Source organism: Pseudomonas paeninsulae (genome assembly GCF_035621475.1).
Taxonomy (GTDB): domain Bacteria; phylum Pseudomonadota; class Gammaproteobacteria; order Pseudomonadales; family Pseudomonadaceae; genus Aquipseudomonas; species Aquipseudomonas paeninsulae.
On the sequence record NZ_CP141799.1, the window covers coordinates 4,794,200 to 4,816,774 of the forward strand.

General features: G+C 64.1%; 19 protein-coding genes. 8 read left to right on the forward strand and 11 right to left on the reverse strand.

The window, feature by feature from the left end:
- Positions 1 to 47: 47 nt before the first annotated feature.
- The 8 genes from VCJ09_RS22075 to bioB form a co-directional block, all read right to left on the reverse strand.
- A complete protein-coding gene (locus VCJ09_RS22075) occupies positions 48 to 1,853 on the reverse strand; it encodes a phenylacyl-CoA dehydrogenase (RefSeq protein ID WP_324732158.1) in 1,806 nt (601 codons plus the stop codon).
- A 289-nt stretch (positions 1,854 to 2,142) separates the two neighbouring features.
- Positions 2,143 to 2,913 (reverse strand): putative metalloprotease CJM1_0395 family protein, encoded by a 771-nt coding sequence (locus VCJ09_RS22080; RefSeq protein WP_324732159.1) that lies wholly within the window; start codon positions 2,911 to 2,913, stop codon positions 2,143 to 2,145.
- Positions 2,914 to 2,961: 48 nt separating this feature from the next.
- Complete coding sequence (locus tag VCJ09_RS22085; RefSeq protein ID WP_324732160.1) at positions 2,962 to 3,261, reverse strand: hypothetical protein; 300 nt, start codon at positions 3,259 to 3,261, stop codon at positions 2,962 to 2,964.
- Between the two features lie 96 nt (positions 3,262 to 3,357).
- Entirely contained in the window at positions 3,358 to 4,047 is a 690-nt protein-coding gene (bioD, locus tag VCJ09_RS22090) for a dethiobiotin synthase (RefSeq protein ID WP_324732161.1), read from the reverse strand.
- Position 4,048: 1 nt separating this feature from the next.
- Positions 4,049 to 4,870 carry a malonyl-ACP O-methyltransferase BioC gene (gene bioC / locus VCJ09_RS22095; protein ID WP_407692991.1) on the reverse strand — a complete coding sequence of 274 codons (822 nt, stop codon included), beginning with the start codon at positions 4,868 to 4,870 and terminating at the stop codon, positions 4,049 to 4,051.
- The gene (locus VCJ09_RS22100; protein WP_324732163.1) at positions 4,851 to 5,582 is read right to left on the reverse strand and encodes an alpha/beta fold hydrolase; all 732 of its coding nucleotides are present in this window, start codon (positions 5,580 to 5,582) and stop codon (positions 4,851 to 4,853) included. Before VCJ09_RS22100 ends, bioC begins: the two co-directional genes overlap by 20 nt.
- Complete coding sequence (gene bioF, locus VCJ09_RS22105) at positions 5,575 to 6,747, reverse strand: 8-amino-7-oxononanoate synthase (protein WP_324732164.1); 1,173 nt, start codon at positions 6,745 to 6,747, stop codon at positions 5,575 to 5,577. Before bioF ends, VCJ09_RS22100 begins: the two co-directional genes overlap by 8 nt.
- Before the next feature lie 122 nt (positions 6,748 to 6,869).
- Complete coding sequence (gene bioB / locus VCJ09_RS22110) at positions 6,870 to 7,925, reverse strand: biotin synthase BioB (protein WP_324732165.1); 1,056 nt, start codon at positions 7,923 to 7,925, stop codon at positions 6,870 to 6,872.
- A gap of 79 nt (positions 7,926 to 8,004) precedes the next feature.
- Here bioB and VCJ09_RS22115 point away from each other — a divergent pair, with 79 nt between their 5' ends.
- From VCJ09_RS22115 to rarD, 3 genes are all read left to right on the forward strand, one after another.
- A complete protein-coding gene (locus VCJ09_RS22115; RefSeq protein ID WP_324732166.1) occupies positions 8,005 to 8,739 on the forward strand; it encodes a ComF family protein in 735 nt (244 codons plus the stop codon).
- A gap of 244 nt (positions 8,740 to 8,983) precedes the next feature.
- A complete protein-coding gene (locus tag VCJ09_RS22120; RefSeq protein ID WP_324732167.1) occupies positions 8,984 to 9,958 on the forward strand; it encodes a serine/threonine protein kinase in 975 nt (324 codons plus the stop codon).
- Between the two features lie 335 nt (positions 9,959 to 10,293).
- On the forward strand, positions 10,294 to 11,205 hold the full coding sequence (gene rarD, locus VCJ09_RS22125; RefSeq protein WP_324732168.1) for an EamA family transporter RarD: 912 nt from the start codon (positions 10,294 to 10,296) through the stop codon (positions 11,203 to 11,205).
- A 364-nt stretch (positions 11,206 to 11,569) separates the two neighbouring features.
- Here rarD and VCJ09_RS22130 read toward each other — a convergent pair whose 3' ends face one another.
- On the reverse strand, positions 11,570 to 12,088 hold the full coding sequence (locus tag VCJ09_RS22130) for a glycine cleavage system protein R (RefSeq protein ID WP_324732169.1): 519 nt from the start codon (positions 12,086 to 12,088) through the stop codon (positions 11,570 to 11,572).
- 67 nt (positions 12,089 to 12,155) lie between these two features.
- Positions 12,156 to 12,617: a GNAT family N-acetyltransferase gene (locus VCJ09_RS22135; protein ID WP_324732170.1), complete on the reverse strand. Its 462-nt coding sequence runs from the start codon at positions 12,615 to 12,617 to the stop codon at positions 12,156 to 12,158.
- 363 nt (positions 12,618 to 12,980) lie between these two features.
- Between VCJ09_RS22135 and VCJ09_RS22140 the strand changes: the two genes are divergently transcribed.
- The 5 genes from VCJ09_RS22140 to VCJ09_RS22160 all read left to right on the forward strand — a co-directional run bounded on the left by VCJ09_RS22140 (position 12,981) and on the right by VCJ09_RS22160 (position 21,055).
- Positions 12,981 to 15,158: a malate synthase G gene (locus tag VCJ09_RS22140; protein ID WP_324732171.1), complete on the forward strand. Its 2,178-nt coding sequence runs from the start codon at positions 12,981 to 12,983 to the stop codon at positions 15,156 to 15,158.
- A gap of 155 nt (positions 15,159 to 15,313) precedes the next feature.
- Positions 15,314 to 17,245, forward strand: coding sequence for a putative nucleotidyltransferase substrate binding domain-containing protein (locus VCJ09_RS22145; protein ID WP_324732172.1), 1,932 nt, complete (start codon positions 15,314 to 15,316; stop codon positions 17,243 to 17,245).
- Positions 17,242 to 17,949 carry a 3'-5' exonuclease gene (locus tag VCJ09_RS22150; protein ID WP_324732173.1) on the forward strand — a complete coding sequence of 236 codons (708 nt, stop codon included), beginning with the start codon at positions 17,242 to 17,244 and terminating at the stop codon, positions 17,947 to 17,949. The genes VCJ09_RS22145 and VCJ09_RS22150 overlap by 4 nt, the downstream gene beginning before the upstream one ends.
- 598 nt (positions 17,950 to 18,547) lie before the next feature.
- Positions 18,548 to 20,401: a multicopper oxidase family protein gene (locus VCJ09_RS22155; RefSeq protein ID WP_324732174.1), complete on the forward strand. Its 1,854-nt coding sequence runs from the start codon at positions 18,548 to 18,550 to the stop codon at positions 20,399 to 20,401.
- A 42-nt stretch (positions 20,402 to 20,443) separates the two neighbouring features.
- Complete coding sequence (locus VCJ09_RS22160; protein WP_324732175.1) at positions 20,444 to 21,055, forward strand: SCO family protein; 612 nt, start codon at positions 20,444 to 20,446, stop codon at positions 21,053 to 21,055.
- Positions 21,056 to 21,160: 105 nt separating this feature from the next.
- Here the strand turns inward: VCJ09_RS22160 and trhP are convergent, their stop codons facing one another.
- Positions 21,161 to 22,477, reverse strand: a complete 1,317-nt coding sequence (gene trhP / locus VCJ09_RS22165) for a prephenate-dependent tRNA uridine(34) hydroxylase TrhP (RefSeq protein ID WP_324732176.1) — start codon at positions 22,475 to 22,477, stop codon at positions 21,161 to 21,163.
- Between the last annotated feature and the right edge of the window lie 98 nt (positions 22,478 to 22,575).

A 22,575-nucleotide genomic window follows, 5' to 3' on the forward strand; every position in this document is an offset into this window, starting at 1 on the left:
GCTACCCCGAGAGGTAGCGGCTTTTTCAGGCGAAATCGCGGGAGGGCTTAGTAGCCCAGCGCGAAGTCGTCTTCGTGCATGTCCATCAGGTTGCCGGCGCCGGACAACATGGTAACCACGTGGGTGCGGGTACGCGGCAGGATGCGCGCGAAGTAGAAGCGCGCGGTCTGCAGCTTGGCCTTGTAGAAGGCTTCGTCGGCAGCACCAGCAGCGATCTTCTCGGCGGCCAGGCGCGCCATATCGGCCCAGAAGTAGGCCAGGCAGACGTAACCGGAGTACATCAGGTAGTCCACCGACGCAGCGCCGACTTCTTCGCGATCCTTCATCGCCGCCATGCCGACCTTCATGGTCAGGTCACCCCACTCCTTGTTCAGCTGGGCCAACGGCTCAACGAAGGCCTTGAGCTCCTCGTTGCCTTCGTTGGACTGGCAGAACTTGTGCACGATCTTGGTGAAGCCTTTCAGCGCCTCGCCTTGAGTCTGCAGCACCTTGCGCCCGAGCAGGTCGAGAGCCTGGATGCCAGTGGTGCCTTCGTACAACATGGAGATACGGCTGTCGCGCACGTTCTGCTCCATGCCCCACTCGGCGATAAAGCCGTGGCCGCCATAGATCTGCACGCCGTGGTTGGCCGCTTCGAAGCCGACTTCGGTCATGAACGCCTTGGCGATCGGAGTGAGGAAGGCCAGCAGGGCGTCGGCCTGTTTCTTCTCGGCTTCGTCCTGGCTGTACTTGACGATGTCGACCTGCTTGGCGGTGAAGTAGACCATGGCGCGATTGCCTTCGGCGAAGGCCTTCATGGTCAGCAACATGCGGCGTACGTCGGGGTGCACGATGATCGGGTCGGCAGCTTTTTCCGGCGCTTTCGGGCCAGTCAGGGAACGCATCTGCAGACGCTCGCGAGCGTACTTCAGACCGCCCTGGAAGCCGATTTCGGCATGCGCCAGGCCTTGCAGTGCGGTACCCAGGCGCGCGGTATTCATAAAGGTGAACATGCAGTTCAGACCTTTATTCGCCGCGCCGATCAGGTAACCGGTTGCGCCGTCGAAGTTCATTACACAGGTGGCGTTACCATGGATACCCATCTTGTGCTCGAGCGAGCCACAGGACACGGCATTGCGCTCGCCGGCAGCGCCTTCGGCGTTCGGCAGGAACTTGGGCACGATGAACAGCGAGATACCCTTGGTGCCTTGCGGCGCGTCGGGCAGGCGGGCCAGCACGATATGGACGATGTTGTCGGCCATGTCGTGTTCGCCAGCGGAGATAAAGATCTTGGTGCCGGAAACCTGGTAGCTGCCATCGGCCTGCGGTTCGGCCTTAGTGCGCAACATGCCCAGATCGGTGCCGCAATGCGGCTCGGTCAGGCACATGGTGCCAGTCCACTCGCCGGAAACCAGCTTGGTCAGATAAGCATGCTTCTGCTCGTCGGTGCCGTGCTCGGCAATGGTGTTCATCGCACCATGGGACAGGCCTGGGTACATGCCCCAGGACCAGTTGGCGGTACCGACCAATTCGCTGACGACCAGACCCAGCGACTCCGGCAGGCCTTGGCCGCCGTGGTCGACGTCATGGGCCAGGCTCGGCCAGCCACCTTCGACGTACTGCTTGTAAGCTTCCTTGAAGCCGGTCGGGGTTTTAACGCCGGACTCGCTCCAGGTGCAACCTTCGGTGTCACCCACACGATTCAGCGGCGCCAGTACCTGCTCACAGAACTTGGCGCCCTCTTCGAGGATGGCGTCAACCATGTCCGGGGTAGCGTCTTGGCAGCCAGGCAGGCTCTGATAATGCGCTTCGTAGCCGAGCAGTTCGTCACGGACGAAGCGAATATCACGCAAGGGGGCCTTGTAGTCAGGCATAGCGAATAACCTCTGCGGTGGACTCATTAGTGTGTTTGGGTGACCGAGTGGACGGTCGCTTGGGGGATCACTCCCGATTGCCTGGAGACATCTTGGCCACCCAGCAATCAAACAAGTGTTTGAAACATACGTTTACGGTCCAGCCTTGTCAAGCATCGCGGGAATAGCCGTCTGTCGGAGTCGGCCGTCCGCAGCGAAATATGTCCGTAGTTCCGGCGCGGAAGCCCAGGCGTTCGGCTGCAGGCTTTTGCCCAATAGGGCAGGGTTAAGTCGAATGGGCTGGCGGTGATCAGCCAAGCAGGTCGATCAGCGGCGCAGAGTCCGGCGACTCGGCGGTGCGCCGATACAGATCGAGATCGGTTGCAGAGGAACGCGACGACTGCCGTGACGCCTCGGGATCGCCGCCCTGCTGCGCAGGTTCAGTCGCCTCGCTCGGTTGCACGCGCTCTGCTTGCCCTTGTGCGGCGTCGCTGCGCTGCAGCTCGGCCAGATCGACGCGCGCCTGGACCATCTGCGCCTGGGCTTGCGCCGCCACACGCAGGTCCTGAGCGGAGGGCTCGGCCGGCGACAGGGCCGCACGCACGACGATGCCCATCTTGCTCAGGGTCGCTCGCGGGTCGTTCGCCACCGCGCCGGTGTCGATACTGACCTCACCCGCGACGGCATAGCGCTGGCCATCTGGACCACGGGTGTAGGTAAAGCTCGGTGCGCCGGCATAGCCACCACCAACCGCCGCGTGGGCCTGCTCGTGGGTACGTACTTCGCGATCACGACTGGCCAGCTCGGCAATTTCCAGCTGTTCGATGCGCTGTTGTTGCGAGCTGGGTTCGGCTGTGTCCCGCTTGCCAGCGGACTGGGTCGCCTGCTCGGCAGGCTGATCCGCTTCTTCGCGGGCAGATGCGCTCTGTTCATCGCTCAGGGCGGGCGATGGGGTAGCGGGCGCCTGGGCAGCGCGGGTCAGGTCAGGGGAAACCTCAGCCGAGGCGGCGGGCACAACAAGGCGAGCCGGCGATGGCGGCACTGCCGGTGAACGATACGTCGGCGCAGCGCCGATTTGCATGGCGTACCTCCTTGTCGTCGCGCATGAGTACTGGTCGCGTCAGCGACCTCAGGCTTTGGTGTCGATCAGCGTGCCCAGCACTTCATCGGCAGTGCGCACGACACGCGCGCCAGCCTGTGCCTCGTTCTGGCCCACACGCAACGCGACCAGGCTTTCGGCCAGGTCCGCAGGGTTTTTCCCGGCCGCTTCTGCTGACGGGTTGACCTGATTGAGCGCGGCCGTTTGCGCCGCCTGTTGGGGCCCTGCGATGCCACTGCCGGCGATTTCGGCGGCAGCCTGATCGACCCGACGCTGCCCCGACTGAATGGTGCTGATACCCGAACTGAAGGCGTTAGCGGAGATTTGCATGAACCAGCTCCCGCAGGTGTACTACATGAATGCACTGCATTGAAGCAGATAATCCGCCTGATGCGTACTGGCAAAATGCTATGGCAAAAGGCCTGCTTATAGCACCAACTCCAGCAGCGCCAGATCGAGACACTCGGCCACCGCCGCCGGCGTCGCGCTGGCCAGGCGCGGCACCCGCCCAAGGCAAGGCGCCGGCAAGCGCTCGGCGAGGGTCGCCAGGTTCTCCTCCAGACGTGACGTCTTGGGATCGACCACGTTGGCCACCCAACCGGCCAGGGTCAGGCCATCGCGAGCAATCGCCTCGGCGGTCAGTACGGCGTGATTGATGCACCCCAGGCGCACCCCGACCACCAGAATCACCGGCAAACCCAGGCTGATCGCCAGGTCCGACAGCGCCGCCTGGCCGGCCAGCGGCACGCGCCAACCGCCGGCGCCTTCGACCACGGTGAAATCCGCGCCCTTGTCGAGAATCTTCTGCACCGGCCCCTGCAGGGCCTCCAAATCCAGGCGCACACCGGCTTCGCGGGCCGCCAGATGCGGGGCGATAGCCGGGGCAAAGGCCAGTGGATTGACCTCCTCGTAGCGCAGCGCCAGGCTGCATTCGCCAAGCAGGGCCAGGGCATCGTCGTTGCGCAGGCCTGCGGCAGTCTTGCTGCAACCGGAGGCGACCGGTTTGGCGGCGGCAGTCGACAGCCCGGCCATGCGCGCGGCATGCAGCAAGCCGACGGCAATGGTGGTCTTGCCGACCTCGGTGTCGGTACCAGTGACGAAGAAGGCTGCAGTCATCTCAATTCTCTTTGCGTAAAAGGCCGTAGACCACCTGATAGCTCGCCGGCAGGCCTTGCGGCTGACGGAATTGCTCATAGGCGGCGATCAGCGCCAGCATGCGGGCGCGCCCGGTCAGGCCGCCCGGGCGACCGGGATTAAGGTTGTGTGCACCCAACGCCTTGAGTTCATGGGTCAGGCTGCGCAGGTCGGGGTAATGCAGCACCTCGGCCTGGGTTTGCAGGCTGAGCACCTGCAGGCCGCTGCCTGCGCAAAGCTGCTGGTAATCGGCGAGGCGGCGGAAGCGGTTGACGTGGACGAAACCGTCCACCGCCTGCCAGCTATCACGCAACTCCTGCAAGGTGCCGACGCACAGACTGCTGAAGGCCAGCACACCGCCGGGGCGCAATACGCGCCGGGCTTCGCTGAGCACCGCGGCAAAGTCCGCACACCACTGCAGCGCCAGGCTGGAAAACAGCAGGTCGCAGGACTCGTCGCGCAGCGGCAGGCACTCGGCATCGCCGGCGGCAAACTGCTGCGCGCCGCCCAATGGCTGGGCGTGGCGCAGCATGCCCTCGGCAATATCCAGGGCCACGCCCTCGGCAGCGCCGAAGCGCTGGCCCAGAGCACGACTGAAGTAGCCGGTGCCACAGCCCAGGTCGAGCCAGCGTTGCGGATCAATGGCCGCAGGCAAGCGCGTCAGCAACTCGCCGCCAACCTTGCGCTGCAGGGCCGCGACACTGTCGTAGCTGTCGGCCGCGCGGGAAAAGGACGCGGCGACCTGACGCTTGTCCGGCAGGCCGCTCAGCGGGCCTTGTGTCCACTCAGTCATCGCCGGCCTCATGCAGAAAGGCCTGGATTGCCGCGGCGATCTCGTGGGGACGCTCCAGCGCAAAGGCGTGACTGGCGTTATCGATCAGGCCGATCTCGACATCCGGCAGCAACGCCAGCAGTGCGGCCGCCGCATTCGCCGGTACCAGTGCATCGCGGCCGGCAAATAGATGCAGTTGCGGGCCGACGAAGGCCTGCACGGCGCCGCGGGTGTCCAGCGCGGCCAGCACATCCAGCCCCGCCAGCAAACCCTCTGGGCGAGTCTGCGGCGCCGCGCCCTGCAGCAGCCGCGACAAGCCGCGCGGATCCGCGGCGCCCTGGGCGCAGAGCAGGGCAAAGCGCTTCAAGGTGGCGCGCGCATCCGCGGCGCAGCCCTGACGAAACACACCGAAGGTTTCAGCCGCCATCGCACTGGGCCATGTCGGCTCGGCGACGAACCGCAGATTGCTCGCCAGGGTCAGCAGGCCGGCGCAGCGCTCACCGCGCCGCGCCGCCAGTTCGCTGGCGAGCATGCCGCCAAGCGACCAGCCGCCGAGCCAGGTGTCTTGGGGCAGGCTGGCATCGAGCTCATCCAGCCAGTCAACGGGGTCGTTGGAATCCAGTAGCGGCAAGGGTTCGATCTCGACCCGCAGGCGCGAATCGAGGCCACGCAAAGCCTCGGCCAGCGGCTCCAGCGGAGCACTGCCAAGGCCCCAGCCGGGCAGCAGAATCAGGCGGTCACGCATCGCTGCTCTCCAGTAACGTCCAGCATTCGGCCAAGGCTTCCAGCAGCCGCTCGAGCTGGGCAGCGCTGTGCGCCGCCGACAAGGTAACGCGAAGGCGCGCACTGCCGGCCGGCACCGTGGGCGGACGAATCGCGGTGACCAGCAAGCCACGCTCGCGCAGCAGCTGCGACAGGCGCATGGCGCGGCCGCTGTCACCGATCAGGATCGGTTGAATCGGCGTAGCGCTGTCCATCAATTCAAGACCAATAGATTGAGCCCCTTCACGGAAGCGTTTGATCAAGGCGTTCAAGTGCTCGCGCCGCCAATTCTCGCTACGCAGCAACTCCAGGCTCTTCAGGGTGGCGCAGGCCAGCGCTGGCGGCTGGCTGGTGGTGTAGATATACGGCCGGGCGAACTGCACCAGGGTTTCGATCAACTCCTCGCTGCCGGCGACGAAGGCCCCGGCGGTGCCGAAGGCCTTGCCCAGGGTGCCGACCAGCACCTGGACGTCGTCCTGGCCCAGGCCGAAGTGCTCGACGATACCGCCACCGCTGGCGCCGAGCGGGCCGAAGCCATGGGCATCGTCGACCATCACCCAGGCGCCCTTGGCCTTGGCCGCCGCACACAGCGCCGGCAGCTCGGCCAGGTCGCCGTCCATGCTGAACACCCCGTCGGTGACCACCAGGGTATTGCCGACGGCCTTGTCCAGGCGGTTGCTCAGGCTGGCGGCGTCGTTGTGCAGATAGCGGGAAAAGCGCGCACCGCTGAGCAAACCGGCATCCAGCAAGGAGGCGTGATTGAGGCGGTCCTCCAGCACCGTATCGCCCTGCCCCAGCAGCGCGGTGACCGCGCCGAGGTTGGCCATGTAGCCGGTGGAGAACAACAGCGCCCGCGGTCGCCCGGTGAATTCGGCCAGGGCTTCTTCCAGTTCGTGGTGCGGCGTGCTGTGACCGATCACCAGGTGCGAGGCGCCGCTGCCGACCCCCCAACGCAGGGCGCCGGCGCGCCAGGCCTCGATCACCTGCGGGTGATTGGCCAGGCCGAGGTAGTCGTTGGAGCAGAAGGCCAACAGCTCGCGGCCGTCGACCTTGACCAGCGGCCCTTGCGGCGAGTCGAGCAAGGGCCGCTGGCGGTAGAGGTTGGCAGCGCGGCGTTCGGCGAGGCGGGCGGCGAGAGCGAAGGACATAGGCAACCTGGGTATAAGGGCGCAATACCGTGGGAGGGGCCGGGCGGCGATCCGCTTTAGCCGCGACCGACCTCGTGCCGGGTCGCGGCTAAAGCCCCTCCCACCTATTCAGAGCACAGCCATCAAACCGCGGCGTTATAGAACAGCTTGGAATCGCGCTGCTCGACCAGGGCCTGCTCGATGGCCGCCTGGTGCACTTCGTCGCCATGCTCTTCGCGCTCTTCCGGCTTGATGCCAAGGCGGGCAAACAGCTGCATGTCCTTGTCGGCTTGCGGGTTGGCGGTGGTCAGCAGTTTCTCGCCGTAGAAGATCGAGTTGGCACCGGCAAGGAAGGCCAGGGCCTGCATCTGCTCATTCATCGCCTCGCGCCCGGCGGACAGGCGCACGTGGGACTGCGGCATCATAAGCCGCGCCACGGCGAGCATGCGGATGAAGTCGAAGGGGTCGATGTCCTGCTCGTCGGCCAGCGGCGTGCCCTTGACCTTGACCAGCATGTTGATCGGCACCGACTCCGGATGCTCCGGCAAGTTGGCCAGCTGGATCAGCAGGCCGGCGCGGTCGTCCAGCGACTCGCCCAGGCCGAGAATGCCACCGGAACAGACTTTCATCCCCGAGTCGCGCACGTAGGCCAGGGTTTCCAGGCGATCGGCGTAGGTACGGGTGGTGATGATCTTGCCGTAGAACTCCGGCGAGGTGTCCAGGTTGTGGTTGTAGTAGTCGAGGCCAGCCTCGGCCAGGGCCGCGGTTTGCTCCTTGTCGAGCTTGCCCAGGGTCATGCAGGTTTCCAGGCCCATGGCGCGCACGCCTTTGACCATTTCCAGCACGTAGGGCATGTCCTTGGCCGACGGGTGCTTCCAGGCCGCGCCCATGCAGAACCGGGTGGAGCCGATGGCCTTGGCCTCGGCGGCCGCTTCCAGGACTTTCTGCACTTCCAGCAGTTTTTCCTTTTCCAGGCCGGTGTTGTAGTGGCCGGACTGCGGGCAGTATTTGCAGTCTTCCGGACAGGCACCGGTCTTGATCGACAGCAGGGTCGAGACCTGCACGCGGTTCTGATCGAAATGCGCGCGGTGCACGGTCTGCGCCTGGAACAGCAGGTCGTTGAAGGGTTGTTCGAAGAGCGCCTTGACCTCGGTGAGGGTCCAATCGTGACGCAAGTGGGCAGCGGTAGTGGCGCTCATCGGTGATTCCTGGTTAGTTGTAGCGGCTGCTAGAGTCAGCCAGCACGACACGGATGTCCGGCATATTTAAGGAAGCCTTATGCGCTGTCAACCAGATGCACCACTCCAGGTTTACAACTGGTTAAAAAACAAACAGACCTGCCTGCTCTGCGACGAGCCAGCCGACAGTGCAAACAGCCTCTGCGTCAGCTGTGAAAGCGAACTGCCGTGGCTCGGCCCACGCTGCCAGGTCTGCGCCCTGCCGTTGCCCCACGCCGGACTGACCTGCGGCGGCTGCCTGCAACGACCGCCGCGGTTTGATCGGGTCGAGGCGCCTTGGCGCTACGCCTTTCCTGTCGACAGCCTGATCACTCGCTTCAAGCATCAGGCCAAGTGGCCATTGGGACGTCTGCTCGGCGAGCTTTTGTCACAACACCTGCTGCATGCCTTCGACGAAGGCCTGACCAGGCCCGACCTGCTGCTGCCCGTGCCTCTGGCCGAGCGCCGGCAACGCCAGCGCGGCTTCAACCAGGCGGCGTTGCTCGCCCAGTGGCTGAGCGAACAGTTGCACCTGCCGTTGCAACAACACTGGCTACAACGGGTTATCGACACCCCGGCGCAGCAGCAACTAGACGCCGCCACCCGTAAACGCAACCTGCGCCGCGCCTTTGCCCTGGCGCCCAAGAGCCAGGTCAGCGGCCTGCACCTGGCCCTGGTCGACGACGTGCTGACCACCGGCGCCACCGCCGAGAGCCTGGCGCGCCTGCTGAAAAAGGCCGGGGCGGCGCGGGTCGACATCTATTGCCTGGCGCGCACACCGAAACCAGGGGACTGACGCCAGCGATCGCATCCGGGCTCGAACCGATTCGTAGGATGGCGTTGAGCGCAGCGATACCCATCACAGCGAATGCCAACTCACTTCCAGGCAGGTAATTGCTGACGATGGTCATAATCGGCCTGCGTGCGGATTGACTGATTACCGATAGGTATCGCTACGCTCAACCATCCTACGGAGCGCCCAAACACCGCCCGGCCATGCATAAGCGCTACACTCGTCGGCCCAGAGACCGGAGCCGATCATGTCCCACCCATTTGCCGCACTTACTCCCGACCTGGTGCTGGATGCCGTGGAAAGCATTGGCTACCTCAGCGATTGCCGCATATTGGCGCTCAACAGCTATGAAAACCGCGTCTACCAAGTGGGTATCGAGGACGAAACGCCGCTGATCGCCAAGTTCTACCGGCCGCAGCGCTGGACCGACGCGGCGATTCGCGAGGAGCACAGCTTCACCTTCGAACTGGCCGAGTGCGAGGTGCCGGTGGTGGCACCACTGGTGCGCGATGGCGAAACCCTGTTCGAGCATGCCGGCTTCCGCTTCACCCTGTTCCCGCGGCGCGGCGGCCGCGCACCGGAGCCGGGCAATCTGGATCAACTGTATCGCCTCGGCCAGTTGCTCGGCCGCCTGCATGCGGTCGGTTCGCTGCGACCCTTCGCCCACCGGGAAACCCTGCAGGTAGAGAACTTCGGCCACGCCTCGCTGGCCACCCTGCTCGAGGGCAACTTCATTCCGCGCAGCTTGCTGCCGGCCTACGAGTCGGTGGCCCGCGACCTGCTCAAACGCCTCGATGGGTTGTTCGCCGACAACCCGGTGCAGGCGATTCGGCTGCATGGCGATTGCCACCCCGGCAACCTGCTGTGCCGCGACGACACCTTCCATATGGTCGACCTCGATGACTGTCGCATGGGCCCCGCCGTGCAGGACCTGTGGATGATGTTGGCCGGCGAACGCCATGATCGCCTCAGTCAACTGTCCGAACTGATGGACGGTTACCAGGAGTTCCACGATTTCAACCCGCGCGAGCTGCCACTGATCGAGGGCCTGCGCTCCCTGCGCCTGATGCACTACAGCGCCTGGCTGGCGCGGCGCTGGGACGACCCGGCATTCCCCCACAGCTTCCCCTGGTTCGGCAGCGAACGTTATTGGGGCGAGCAAGTGTTGATGCTGCGCGAGCAATTGGCCGCGCTGGATGAAGAGCCGCTGAGACTGTTCTGATCGGAGGGACAACGGCAAGCGACCAGCAAGAGCAACAATTCCGTCGCCCGCCTGAATTCATACAGAGCAGGTGCAGTGCAATCCGCGGCCGTCGTCATCCCGGATTGCACCGGAGCGGGCAACGGTATTACGGGCTTTGCCGCGCAACAGAGTATCTACGACTGTAACGCTACGAGGCCGCAGACGTTGCCCTTGCACACGGGTCTAGGGCTGTAACGTCCGCGTTACGCAAATCAGCGTTTCCCCTGGCAGGAAAAACCTGAGTCTGCAGACAAGTGTCGCGCCCCACGGCTAAAATCCAGGGCTTTAGTTAGTAGCCTAAGCAAGGATTCTGCATGGCCACCGCCAACCCGCGCCGCGGGTACATTCTCGGCCTGACCGCCTACGTCATCTGGGGCCTGTTCCCGCTCTATTTCAAAGCCATCCAGAATGTCCCCGCGCTGGAAATCATCGTCCATCGCGCGCTCTGGTCGGCGGTCTTCGGCGCCGCGCTGCTGCTGGTGTGGAAACACCCCGGCTGGCTGCGCGAGCTGCGCGACAACCCCAAGCGCCTGGCGGTACTGGCGCTAAGCGGCCTGCTGATCGCCAGCAACTGGCTGGTGTACGTCTGGGCGGTGAACAACGAGCGCATGCTCGAGGCCGCACTCGGCTACTACATCAATCCGCTGGTCAATGTGCTGCTCGGCATGCTGTTGCTCGGCGAACGCCTGCGCCGCCTGCAATGGCTGGCCGTCGGCCTGGCCGCCGTGGGCGTGGCGCAGCAGGTGTGGCAGCTCGGCAGCCTGCCCTGGGTGTCGCTGGTGCTGGCGCTGACCTTCGGTTTCTACGGCCTGATCCGCAAGCAGGCGCCGGTCGCCGCGCTGCCCGGTCTGGTGGTGGAAACCTGGCTGCTGTTGCCATTGGCGATCGGCTGGCTGCTCTGGCACCCGGCCGCGATGAGCAGCCAGGGCGAATTTTGGAGCACGCCCGAAGCGCTCTGGTTGGTCGCGGCCGGGCCTATCACCCTGATCCCGCTGGTGTGCTTCAACGCCGCCGCGCGCCACCTGCCCTACACCACCCTGGGCTTTCTGCAATACATCGCACCGACTCTGGTGCTGCTGCTGGCGGTAACGGTATTCGGCGAGCGTTTCGATCCGAGCAAGCTGCTGGCCTTTATCTGCATCTGGGCCGGCCTGGCGCTCTACAGCGTCGATGCCTGGCTGACCCTGCGCAAGCGCGGCAGACGCCAGTCGCTGGGGGCGGACTAGTCCGCGCCCAGATAACCACGAACTGTACAAAAAATGCTCAAGCCTGCGCACACTCGACCGCGCCTGGGCTGCAGCCATCCATCCCAACCTTATCCACAGAAGCATCCCCGACCTATGTGCACAAGTTATTGAAACAGCTGCTTTTTTAACCAACCTCCGGAGAGTCGCGGGGGACTAACAGGACAGCCGAGTCTCCCCAGCTTATCCACAACGATACCCACGCCAGCTGGGGATATGTGCATACCCGCTCAGGGCTTGTGAAAATATCGAGCGTCGTCGCGAGACCGTCTCCAGGCGTTCGCGGCAAGGCACGCAGCGGCCGCTTGGAGGCGGCCGCAATAGGCGAGCGTTTTTTCACCAGCGCTCAGGAATCGGTGCGCAGAATGAGTTCCACCATCAGGTCATCGGCGAGGGTTTCCAGCTTGGCCTGCAACACATCCAGGGAGAACTCCTGCGGCACCGCCAACTGCGCTTGGGCGTGGAACAGCAACTCGCTGCTCATGGGCGCCGGCGCCACTTCGGTGATCAGGCTTTCCAGGTTGACCCCGTGCTCGGTGAGCAAGCGGGTGATATCGCGGATGATGCCCGGGCGGTCATTGCCGACCAGATCGAGATGAATCGACTTCCAGTTACCGGATGGTTCGGCGCCACCTTGCTCCAATAGCACGCGGATGCCCTCGACGCTCAGGCCCTGCAGCGCCTCGACCAGTTCGGCGTGGGCCTTGGCCGGCACCGCGACGCGCAGAATCCCGGCGAACTGGCCGGCCATGCGCGACATGCGACTTTCCAGCCAGTTGCCGCCGTGGTCGGCCACGCACTGGGCGAGACGCTCGACCAGCCCGGGTTGATCCTTGGCGATGACGGTTAATACCAGATGATCCATGACAAGCCTCTCGTGGTTATTCAGCAGTCAGGTAAGGAGGTCCGCGCGCACGGCAACGGCTCCGTTTTCAGTCGCCGCGTGGCGGCGGCAAGTCCAGCCAGTAGGTATGAAACAGCTCGTCGCGCATATAACCGAGCCGCTCGTACAGTGCCTGCCCAGCCAGATTGCTCTTCGCCGTCTGCAACTGCAAACCACAGGCGCCAGTGGTTTCGGCATGGGCGCGGGCGGCGTTCATCAGCGCTGCGCCAGCCCCCTGACGCCTGGCGGCCTCGAGCACATAGAGGTCGCTCAACAGCCAGGCCGGCTGAAGCACCAGCGAAGCATGAAACGGGTAGAGCTGGACGAAGCCAAGCGCCCTACCCTGCGAGTCACGCGCCAGGAACAGCACCGAGTCGGCGCGACTCAGGCGCGCCGCCAGAAACTCGCGAATCGCCGCCAGCGACTTGTCCTCCCGATAGAACTGCAGGTAGCCGGCAAACAACCGGGTCAGATCGTCGAGATCGGCCGAGCTGGCCGCGTGTATGCGCATCACATCAACTCCTTCGGTAACTCGCGTAGGGCAACCGTACAGCGGTCGCAGTAGGCGCGGTTATATACACAAGCTTCAATACTGTCGTCGCAGTATAGGCAGCCTGACAAACACCCGCCGCAAGGCCTGGCGCAATTAATGTGTACCGTTTTCATGGTTTTATGAAACAATAATTGCCGTTTTTTGAGAGCACAGCGCCCTCATCGTGACTGCAAAGCGCCTCTTGGTCGCACAACGACGCGCACCCACTGATTTTCCAAGAATCTTGATGTAGTATGCCGCGCCTCGGACTACACGACTTAAACCCCAGGTCCGAAGCGGCTATCGAGTAGAGCTGAAGAGCTGAGCAGAGTGAGGCAAGTGATGACTGAACGCGTTCAAGTGGGTGGCCTGCAGGTCGCCAAAGTACTGTTCGACTTCGTGAACAACGAAGCCATCCCCGGTACCGGCATCGCTGCCGACAAGTTCTGGGCCGGCTTTGAGGCCCTGATCAACGAACTGGCCCCGAAAAACCGCGCCCTGCTCGCCAAGCGCGATGAGATTCAGGCGCAGATCGACGCCTGGCATCAGGCCCGCGCCGGTCAGACCTTTGATGCTGTGGCTTACAAAGCCTTCCTCGAGGAAATCGGTTACCTGCTGCCGCAGTCAACCGACTTCCAGATCACCACTGAGAACGTCGACGAAGAAATCGCCCGCCTGGCCGGCCCGCAGTTGGTAGTGCCGGTGATGAACGCGCGCTTCGCTCTGAATGCCTCCAACGCCCGCTGGGGCTCGCTGTACGATGCCCTTTACGGCACCGACGTGATTTCCGAAGAAGGTGGCGCCGAGAAAGGCAAGGGTTACAACAAGGTTCGCGGTGACAAGGTCATCGCCTTCGCCCGCGCCTTCCTCGACCAGGCTGCACCGCTGGCCGCCGGCTCCCACGTCGACGCCACCGGCTACCGCATCGAAGCCGGCAAACTGCTGGTCAGCCTCAAGGGCGGCAGCAACAGCGGCCTGCTCGACGACGGCCAACTGGCCGGTTTCCAGGGCGACGCCCAGGCACCGATCGCCGTGCTGCTCAAGCATAACGGCCTGCACTTCGAGATCCAGATCGACGCCAGCACCCCGGTTGGCCAGACCGATCCGGCCGGGGTCAAGGACCTGCTGATGGAAGCCGCCCTGACCACCATCATGGACTGCGAAGACTCGATCGCCGCCGTCGATGCCGACGACAAAGTCGTGGTTTACCGTAACTGGCTGGGCCTGATGAAAGGCGACCTGGCCGAGAGCGTGGCCAAGGGTGGCCAGACCTTCACTCGCACCATGAACCCGGACCGCGTCTACACCCAGACCGACGGCGGCGAGCTGACCCTGCACGGGCGCAGCCTGTTGTTCATCCGCAACGTCGGCCACCTGATGACCATCGACGCGATCGTCGACAACCAGGGCTTCGAGGTACCGGAAGGCATCATGGACGGTCTGCTGACCAGCCTGGTCGCCATCCACAACCTGAATGGCAACACCAGCCGCAAGAACACCCGCACCGGCTCGATTTACATCGTCAAGCCGAAGATGCACGGCCCGGAAGAAGTCGCCTTCACCAGCGAACTGTTCGGCCGCGTCGAAGGCGTGCTCGGCCTGCCGCGCAACACCCTGAAAGTCGGCATCATGGACGAAGAGCGGCGCACCACGGTCAACCTCAAGGCCTGCATCAAGGCGGCCAGCGAGCGCGTGGTGTTTATCAACACCGGCTTCCTCGACCGCACCGGCGACGAAATCCACACCTCGATGGAAGCCGGCGCCATGGTGCGCAAGGCTGCCATGAAGAGCCAGAAGTGGATCGCCGCCTACGAAGACAACAACGTCGACGCCGGCCTGGCCTGCGGCCTGCAGGGTCGTGCGCAGATCGGCAAAGGCATGTGGGCCATGCCCGACCTGATGGCGGCGATGCTCGAACAGAAGATCGCTCACCCGCTGGCCGGCGCCAATACCGCCTGGGTGCCCTCGCCGACCGCCGCCGCACTGCACGTGCTGCACTACCACCAGGTCGACGTGTTCGCCCGTCAGGCTGAACTGGCCAAGCGTGTGCCGGCTTCGCTGGACGACATCCTGAGCATCCCGCTGGCCGCCGACAGCAACTGGACGCCTGAGGAAATCCAGAACGAGCTGGACAACAACTCGCAGGGCATCCTCGGTTACGTGGTGCGCTGGATCGACCAGGGCGTCGGCTGCTCCAAGGTGCCGGACATCAACGACATCGGCCTGATGGAAGACCGCGCCACCCTGCGCATCTCCAGCCAGCACATGGCCAACTGGCTGCGCCACGGCGTGGTAACCGAGGAACAGGTGATCGAGAGCCTCAAGCGCATGGCGCCGGTGGTCGATCGGCAGAACGCCAGCGACCCGCTGTACCGCCCGCTGGCGCCGGACTTCGACAGCAACATCGCGTTCCAGGCGGCCCTGGAGCTGGTAGTCGAAGGCGGCAAGCAGCCCAACGGCTACACCGAGCCGGTACTGCACCGCCGGCGCCGCGAGTTCAAGGCCAAGAACAAGGCCTAGAACGGCTTGTAATACGCAGCCACCGCACTGCAAAAACCGCCCTCAGGGGCGGTTTTTTTGTGCCTGAGCGCCAGCCTTCTAGACTTACGTCCAATGGGCACCCTGACCGTTGCGGCAGACCATAGACACCCACAGTTGCTTCGAGGCCGTGCGGCATGAGCAAATCGGACGCTTACACCCAGGCCGGCAAGACAGCGGTGTTGCAGAACATCCACGGCACCGTGGAGTTCCTGCAGAAATACCCCCCGTTCAACCAGATGGACATGGCCCACCTGGCCTACCTGGTGGAAAACTGCCAGCTGCGCTTCTACAGCGCAGGCGAGACCATCATCAAGCCGACCGACGGCCCGGTCGAATACTTCTACATCGTCAAGCAGGGCCATGTGCATGGCGAGCGTCCGCACTCGGCCAAGCGCGGCACCGAAACCACCTTCGAGATCACCAGCGGCGAATGCTTCCCGCTGGCGGCGCTGATTGGCGACCGCGCCACCCGCACCGAACACCTCGCTGCCGAAGACACCTTCTGCCTGCTATTGAGCAAGCCGGCCTTCGTCAAGTTGTTCGCGCTGTCCAACCCATTTCGCGACTTCGCCCTGCGCGGGGTCAGCAGCCTGCTCGACCAGGTCAACCAGCAGGTCCAGATGCGTGCGGTGGAAAGCCTCGGCGCGCAGTATTCGCTGGACAGCCGCCTGGGTGAACTGGCCATGCGCCAGCCGATCAGTTGCCCGCCCACCACGCCGCTGCGCCAGGCCGTGCAACTGATGCACGAACAGCACGTCGGCAGCATCGTCATCGTCGATCCGGCGCTCAAACCCCTGGGCATCTTCACCCTGCGCGACCTGCGCCGGGTGATCGCCGACGGCAGCTCGCTGGATCAGGCGATCGACAGCCTGATGACCCTCGAACCCTTCTACCTGCCGCCCGACGCCAGCGCCTTCGAGGCGGCAATCGCCATGACCGAGCGGCATATCGCCCACATCTGCCTGGTCGAACACGAGCGCTTGTGCGGCGTGGTCTCCGAGCGCGACCTGTTCTCCCTGCAGCGGGTCGACCTAGTCCATCTGGCCCGTACCATTCGCCATGCCGGCACGGTCGAGACCCTGACCGCGCTGCGCAGCGATATTCAGCAACTGGTCGAGCGCATGCTCGCCCACGGCGCCAGCTCGACCCAGATCACCCACATCATCACCCTGTTCAACGACCACACCGTGTGCCGGGTGATCGAACTGACCCTGGAAGACCTCGGCGACCCCGGCGTGCCCTTCACTTGGCTGTGCTTCGGCAGCGAGGGCCGCCGCGAACAGACCCTGCACACCGACCAGGACAACGGCATCCTGTTCGAGGCCAGCGACGCGGCGAGCGCCGCCGACATGCGCCGCCGCTTGCTGCCGCTGGCCACCGAGATCAACCAGCGCCTGGCGCTGTGCGGTTTTACCCTGTGCAAGGGCAACATCATGGCCGGCAACCCGGAGCTGTGCCTGTCACGCCGCGAATGGACGCGGCGCTTCACCAGCTTTATCGATGAGGCGACCCCGGAGAACCTGCTCAGATCGAGCATCTACTTCGACCTGCGCGTGGTCTGGGGCGATCCCTACGGTTGTGACCTGCTGCGCCAGGGCCTGCTCAAGCAGGTCGCCAGCAACAGCCTGTTCCAGCGCATGATGGCCGAGAACGCCCTGCGCCAGCGCCCACCGGTTGGGCGTTTCCGCGATTTCGTGGTGGCCCGCAAGGGCGTCGAGAAAGACACCCTCGACCTCAAGGTGCAGGGCCTGACCCCCTTTGTCGATGGCGCCCGCCTGCTCGCCCTGGCCCACGGCATCGAAGCCTGCAACACCCTGGAGCGCCTGCGCGAGCTGATCGCCAAGGGGGTGATCGAACCACTCGATGGCGCGGCCTATGAAGAGGCCTATCACTTCATCCAGCAGACGCGCATGCAGCAACATCAACGGCAAGCCCAGCAGGACCTGCCCTACTCCAATCGGATCGATCCCGACAGCCTCAACCAGCTCGACCGACGCATCCTGCGTGAGGCTTTTCGCCAGGCCCAGCGCCTGCAAAGCAGCCTGACGCTGCGCTATCAGCTATGAGTCAGTTCACCTGGTTCACTGGCCGCGGTCCCGCCCTGCTCGAGTCGCAACTGGACCGACGCATCGGCCTGGCCGAGCCGGCCGTCCTCGACCACAGGCCGCTGCACGAACAGCGTCTAGTGGTCCTCGATCTGGAAACCAGTGGCCTCGACACCAAGCGCGACCAGTTGCTGTCGATTGGCGCGGTGGTGATCGAAGGCGGCGCCATCGACCTGGGCCAGCAGTTCGAATGCACCTTGCAGCGCCACGACCACAAGGTCAGTGCCAGCGTGCTGATCCACGGTCTGGCGCCCAGCGCCATCGCCGCTGGCATCGAGCCGGCCGAAGCCCTGCTGGGCTTTATGGCGTTCCTCGGCGACAGCCCGCTGCTGGCCTTCCATGCCGGCTTCGACCAGCGCATGCTCGCGCGCGCCCTCAAGCAGAGCCTGGGCTACCGCCTGCACCACCATTTCTTCGATGTCGCCGAACTGGCGCCGCTGCTCTGCCCGCAGGCGAAGGTCCCGCGCGGCGGCCTGGATGACTGGACCCGCTATTTCGGCCTGCAGGCGCAGCAGCGCCACAATGCCAGCGCCGACGCCCTGGTCACCGCCGAGCTGGCCCTGATCCTGTTCAGCAAGGCGCGCCAGCAGCAACTGGACAGCCTGCTGGCGCTGGATCAGCGCCTGGCCAGCTGGCGCCGGCGGCCGCGCGCGCATTCGCTCTGATCGACGCCACGGGCATCCGTCCGCCCCACTCGCCGGCGCGTCTCTGGCCACGCGCCACCCTTAAGGCGCGCGGCTAACCGAGTGCCGCACCGAGCGCTGCCCCTGATCAGGCCTGCGCCCCGCGCCTGCCTGCCGCGCAACGCAAAACCCGGCCGCCACCCCCACTGACATCGAGCGCCGCCCTCGCCGTTTCTTCAGTGTCGTCCTGGCGCACAGGATCTGCTGGAGCCTAAACCCGAGCAAGGCCGGCCAGCGGTCGACTCCCGGTGCAAGCATCGCGTCGAGTATTTCCGCGCCGACTGCATTTATTTCGCGATATGCCTGTCTGGCGGAGACACATATTCGCAATGAGAATTTATATTTATCATTAGTTATCAGTCTATTAGCTAGACTAATAATCAGAATATCGACAATCGCCAATAGGTTGACACGGCCAAGACTGGCGTCTTTAGTTGAATGTGCGAGCGCGAGACGTGCGGACAGTGCACGCAATGCACGCAATGCACGAGGCCGCGCTGCGCAGCCGCTCTCGGGGAGAACAACACCAGTGCAATCAACATTCCTTGGCACAACAATGGCAAGGATGTGGAGGCAATCCATGAGCAAAAAGGGCAAAAAAAATCCGTCGGCCGCTCCAAAAGACCCACCCGACGGTCCCGCAAGACGCACATTCCTCAAACTTTCCGCCAGCGTACTGGCCGCCCCGCTGCTGCTAAACGGGCGTAACAGTGATGCGGTGGAGTGGGTGACCACGCCGCAGCCGGTCTTCCCGCCTAGCCCGCCGACCCAGCCCTGGCTGGTGACGCTGCCCAGGGCGATAGTGCCGGTCCAACCGGTCAGCGTGCTGACCCCAAGCGGCGAGGCGGCACCGAAGAAAGCTGACGACGAAGCCGGACGAGAACCGCACCAGCGTTTCGACGAAATCATCGGCGCGCTGGGGGCGCCAGAACTCTATAAGTTAACGGCCAAGGAAATTCCCTGGGAGTTCCATCCTGATCTGACCACGCAGACCACACAGACCGCCTGGGCCTACGTTGCCGACACACCGGACGCAACCGCGCCCGCTACCATCTTCGCGAAGTACGGCCAACCGATCCTGTGCCGTTTCCATAATGAGCTGCCGCCGGGTCATGTCGGCTTCGGCAGCCCGGAAATCTCCACCCACCTGCACAACCTGCACATGTCCTCAGGCTGCGACGGCTATCCATCTGACTTCTACAGCGAAACGATGGCAGGGTCGACCCTGGATCAGGATGGGCCGAACCAAGGCCGAGGCAAGTTCAAAGACCACTTCTACCCCAACATTTACGCCGGCTTCGACGAATGGCGAGCCCTCCACGGCGAGGGTATCGGCGATCCGAATGAGGCTCTGGGTACGCTGTGGTTTCACGACCACACTGAGGATTACACCGCACCTAACGTCTACCGCGGTCTGGCGGGTTTTTACCTGCTATTCGACCACATCGACTCGGGCAACGAGCGCGATCCGGCACCCGGCGCGCTACGCCTGCCGAGCCACCCCTACGACTACCCCCTGGCCTTCGGCGACAAGCGCTTCGCCCCCAACGGCAAGCTGTTCTGGGACGACCTGCATGTCGAGGGCGTGCTCGGCGATAAGGTGACGGTCAATGGCAAGATCGAGCCGGTGTTACATGTCGATGCGCGCAAATATCGCCTGCGCTTGCTCAACAGTGGGCCCAGCCGCTTCTACGAGTTCTATCTGGTCACGGCGAAAGACCAGGTGCAGCCCTTCACCTATATCGCCAACGACGGCAACCTGCTGCCGGCGCCGCTGCTCAACCAGCGCAAGGTGCATCTCGGCGTGGCCGAGCGCGCCGACATCGTGGTCGACTTCTCCCAGTACCCAATCGGCACCGAACTGTACCTGGTCAACCGCCTGCGCCAGGACAGCACGCGCAAGCCCAAGGACGTCAAGGCGCCCGGCACTCGCGTACTGAAGTTCATCGTCGACCAATATCCGCCGCAGCAGGACCTGAGCCAGGTGCCCGAGCAACTGCGCGAACTGCCGAAGCTGCCTTCAGCCAAGGAGATCGCCAAGTTGCGCGTGCGGCGCTGGGAGTTCGATCGCAAGAATGGTTTATGGACGGTCAACGGCCAGCTATTCGACAGCCACAACCCGCGCGCCAAGATCAAGCAAGGCAGCGCCGAGGTCTGGGAGCTGGTGAGCAAATCTGGCGGCTGGTCACACCCCATTCACATGCACCTGGAGGAAGGCCGCATCCTCAGCAAGAGCGTGGACGGTATCGATATCCCCGTGCCAGCGCACGAGCGCGGACGTAAAGACGTATTCGTGCTCGAGCAAACCATGACCATTCGCGTGCTCGTGCGCTTTCGCGACTTCCACGGCAAGTACGTCATGCATTGCCACAACGTGATCCACGAGGACCACGCGATGATGGTGCGCTGGGACGTCGAGGATCCAGATGCTTGATTCGCGCGCAGTAACACCCTTGATCAATGAGGTGAACCGCACATGAACACTCGCAGAGAACTAGTGCTGGGCATGGCCACCCTGGGCGCCGCCGCGCTCACCCCCACAGTCTGGCGCGGCGCCGAGGCCCAGCCCCGGCTTGCCATAAACGCTAGCTCGCGCATCCCCAACATCCCGCTGGTTAGCCACGAAGGTAAGAACGTCAGGTTCTACGACGACCTGGTGCGCGACAAGGTGGTCACCATCAACATGATGTATGTCTCCTGCGCCGATATTTGCCCGACCGCAACGGCGAACCTGCGCCGCGTGCAACAGCTATTAGGCGCGCGCGTGGGCCGGGATATATTCATGTACTCGCTGAGCCTGCAGCCTGAGCTGGATACACCAGAAACCCTCAAAGCCTACGCCAAACTGCACCGCATCGACCCAGGCTGGCTGTTCCTCACCGGCGCAGCCGCCGACATCGAGGAGCTGCGCTACAGCCTCGGCTTCTCCGATCCCGATCCAGAGGTCGACCGCGACCAGACCACCCACACCGGCATGCTGCGCATCGGCAACGACGCTTACCAACGCTGGAGCATGGCCCCGGCCCTGGCCGAGCCTCGGCAGATCCTCGCCACTATCAACCATGTCAGCCGGACGCTGACGCTTTAGCGCCGGGACTGGACGCGGGCCAAGCGCCGGCAAAGCAGCCCAATTTAAGAGCGCCGGCAGCTCTGGGTCGAAGCGAACTCCCCTGCCTGTGCGTATGCGCGACGGCTACAGATCGCGCATCAGCAGTCCGTATTCCAGCGACACCTCGGCCGGCAGCGGCAGGTAGACCACGTGGCCGTCGCCCGGCGCCACGTTGATCGCCTGGCCCTGGCGATTCTCCAGGACCTCCAGGCGCAGGCGCAGGTTGCCCTGGGGTGTCATCAGTTCCAGGCCATCGCCCAGAGCGAAGCGGTTCTTCACCCGTACTTCGGCCAGCTCGCCGCGGCGTTCGCCGGTCAGCTCGCCGACGAATTGCTGCTGCTCGGACACCGAGCTGCCGCGCTGGTAATTCTGGTATTCGTCGTGCACATGACGGCGCAGAAAACCCTCGGTGTAGCCGCGGTGGGCCAGGGATTCCAAGGTGCCCAACAACGACTGGTCGAACGCTCGCCCGGCCACGGCATCGTCAATGGCCTTGCGGTACACCTGGGCGGTGCGCGCCACGTAGTAATGGGACTTGGTGCGGCCCTCGATCTTCAGCGAGTGCACGCCCATCTGCACCAGGCGTTCGACGTGCTGCACCGCGCGCAGATCCTTGGAGTTCATGATGTAGGTGCCGTGCTCATCCTCGTAGGCGGCCATCTGCTCGCCGGGGCGGCTGCCGTCCTCCAGCAGAAACACCTGTTCGGTCGGCGCACCCGCACCCAGGGTCGGCTCGACGATGCGCACGATATCGCCCAGCTCGTTCTCCTGGGCAACTTCGGCCTTGTACTGCCAGCGGCAGGCGTTGGTGCAGGAGCCCTGGTTGGGGTCGCGCTTGTTGATATAGCCGGACAGCAGGCAACGCCCGGAATAGGCCATGCACAACGCGCCATGGACGAACACCTCCAGCTCCATCCCTGGCACTTCGCTGCGAATCTCGGCGATTTCCTCCAGCGATAATTCGCGCGACAGAATCACCCGACTCAGCCCCTGCTGCTGCCAGAACTTGACGCTGGCCCAGTTCACCGCGTTGGCCTGCACCGACAGGTGGATCGGCATCTGCGGGAAATGCTCGCGCGCCAGCATGATCAAACCGGGGTCGGACATGATCAGTGCATCCGGGCCCATCTCGATCACCGGCTGCAAGTCCCTGAGAAAGGTCTTCAGCTTGGCGTTGTGCGGCGCGATATTGACCACCACGTAGAACTGCTTGCCCTGGGCATGCGCCTCGGCAATACCCAGCGCCAGGTTGGCGTGGTCGAACTCGTTGTTGCGCACCCGCAGGCTGTAGCGCGGCTGCCCGGCATACACCGCATCGGCACCGTAGGCGAAGGCGTAGCGCATGTTCTTCAGGGTGCCGGCCGGGGACAGCAGTTCGGGGTGACGGGGTGAAGAGACCATATGCCGCGCGCTCGAAAATCCAGGAGGGGCGCGATTCTAAGCACGCAGCTGGCGACCGGCCTTGATCTGCATCTATAAAAAGTACGAATGCTGCAGAC

Bases quoted from the DNA above. Each gene is read 5' to 3' on its own strand.
- VCJ09_RS22075 (WP_324732158.1), bottom strand. From the start codon at position 1,853: ATGCCTGACTACAAGGCCCCCTTGCGTGATATTCGCTTCGTCCGTGAC.
- VCJ09_RS22080 (WP_324732159.1), bottom strand. From the start codon at position 2,913: ATGCAAATCGGCGCTGCGCCGACGTATCGTTCACCGGCAGTGCCGCCA.
- VCJ09_RS22085 (WP_324732160.1), bottom strand. From the start codon at position 3,261: ATGCAAATCTCCGCTAACGCCTTCAGTTCGGGTATCAGCACCATTCAG.
- bioD (WP_324732161.1), bottom strand. From the start codon at position 4,047: ATGACTGCAGCCTTCTTCGTCACTGGTACCGACACCGAGGTCGGCAAG.
- bioC (WP_407692991.1), bottom strand. From the start codon at position 4,870: ATGAGGCCGGCGATGACTGAGTGGACACAAGGCCCGCTGAGCGGCCTG.
- VCJ09_RS22100 (WP_324732163.1), bottom strand. From the start codon at position 5,582: ATGCGTGACCGCCTGATTCTGCTGCCCGGCTGGGGCCTTGGCAGTGCT.
- bioF (WP_324732164.1), bottom strand. From the start codon at position 6,747: ATGTCCTTCGCTCTCGCCGCCCGCCTCGCCGAACGCCGCGCTGCCAAC.
- bioB (WP_324732165.1), bottom strand. From the start codon at position 7,925: ATGAGCGCCACTACCGCTGCCCACTTGCGTCACGATTGGACCCTCACC.
- VCJ09_RS22115 (WP_324732166.1), top strand. From the start codon at position 8,005: ATGCGCTGTCAACCAGATGCACCACTCCAGGTTTACAACTGGTTAAAA.
- VCJ09_RS22120 (WP_324732167.1), top strand. From the start codon at position 8,984: ATGTCCCACCCATTTGCCGCACTTACTCCCGACCTGGTGCTGGATGCC.
- rarD (WP_324732168.1), top strand. From the start codon at position 10,294: ATGGCCACCGCCAACCCGCGCCGCGGGTACATTCTCGGCCTGACCGCC.
- VCJ09_RS22130 (WP_324732169.1), bottom strand. From the start codon at position 12,088: ATGGATCATCTGGTATTAACCGTCATCGCCAAGGATCAACCCGGGCTG.
- VCJ09_RS22135 (WP_324732170.1), bottom strand. From the start codon at position 12,617: ATGCGCATACACGCGGCCAGCTCGGCCGATCTCGACGATCTGACCCGG.
- VCJ09_RS22140 (WP_324732171.1), top strand. From the start codon at position 12,981: ATGACTGAACGCGTTCAAGTGGGTGGCCTGCAGGTCGCCAAAGTACTG.
- VCJ09_RS22145 (WP_324732172.1), top strand. From the start codon at position 15,314: ATGAGCAAATCGGACGCTTACACCCAGGCCGGCAAGACAGCGGTGTTG.
- VCJ09_RS22150 (WP_324732173.1), top strand. From the start codon at position 17,242: ATGAGTCAGTTCACCTGGTTCACTGGCCGCGGTCCCGCCCTGCTCGAG.
- VCJ09_RS22155 (WP_324732174.1), top strand. From the start codon at position 18,548: ATGAGCAAAAAGGGCAAAAAAAATCCGTCGGCCGCTCCAAAAGACCCA.
- VCJ09_RS22160 (WP_324732175.1), top strand. From the start codon at position 20,444: ATGAACACTCGCAGAGAACTAGTGCTGGGCATGGCCACCCTGGGCGCC.
- trhP (WP_324732176.1), bottom strand. From the start codon at position 22,477: ATGGTCTCTTCACCCCGTCACCCCGAACTGCTGTCCCCGGCCGGCACC.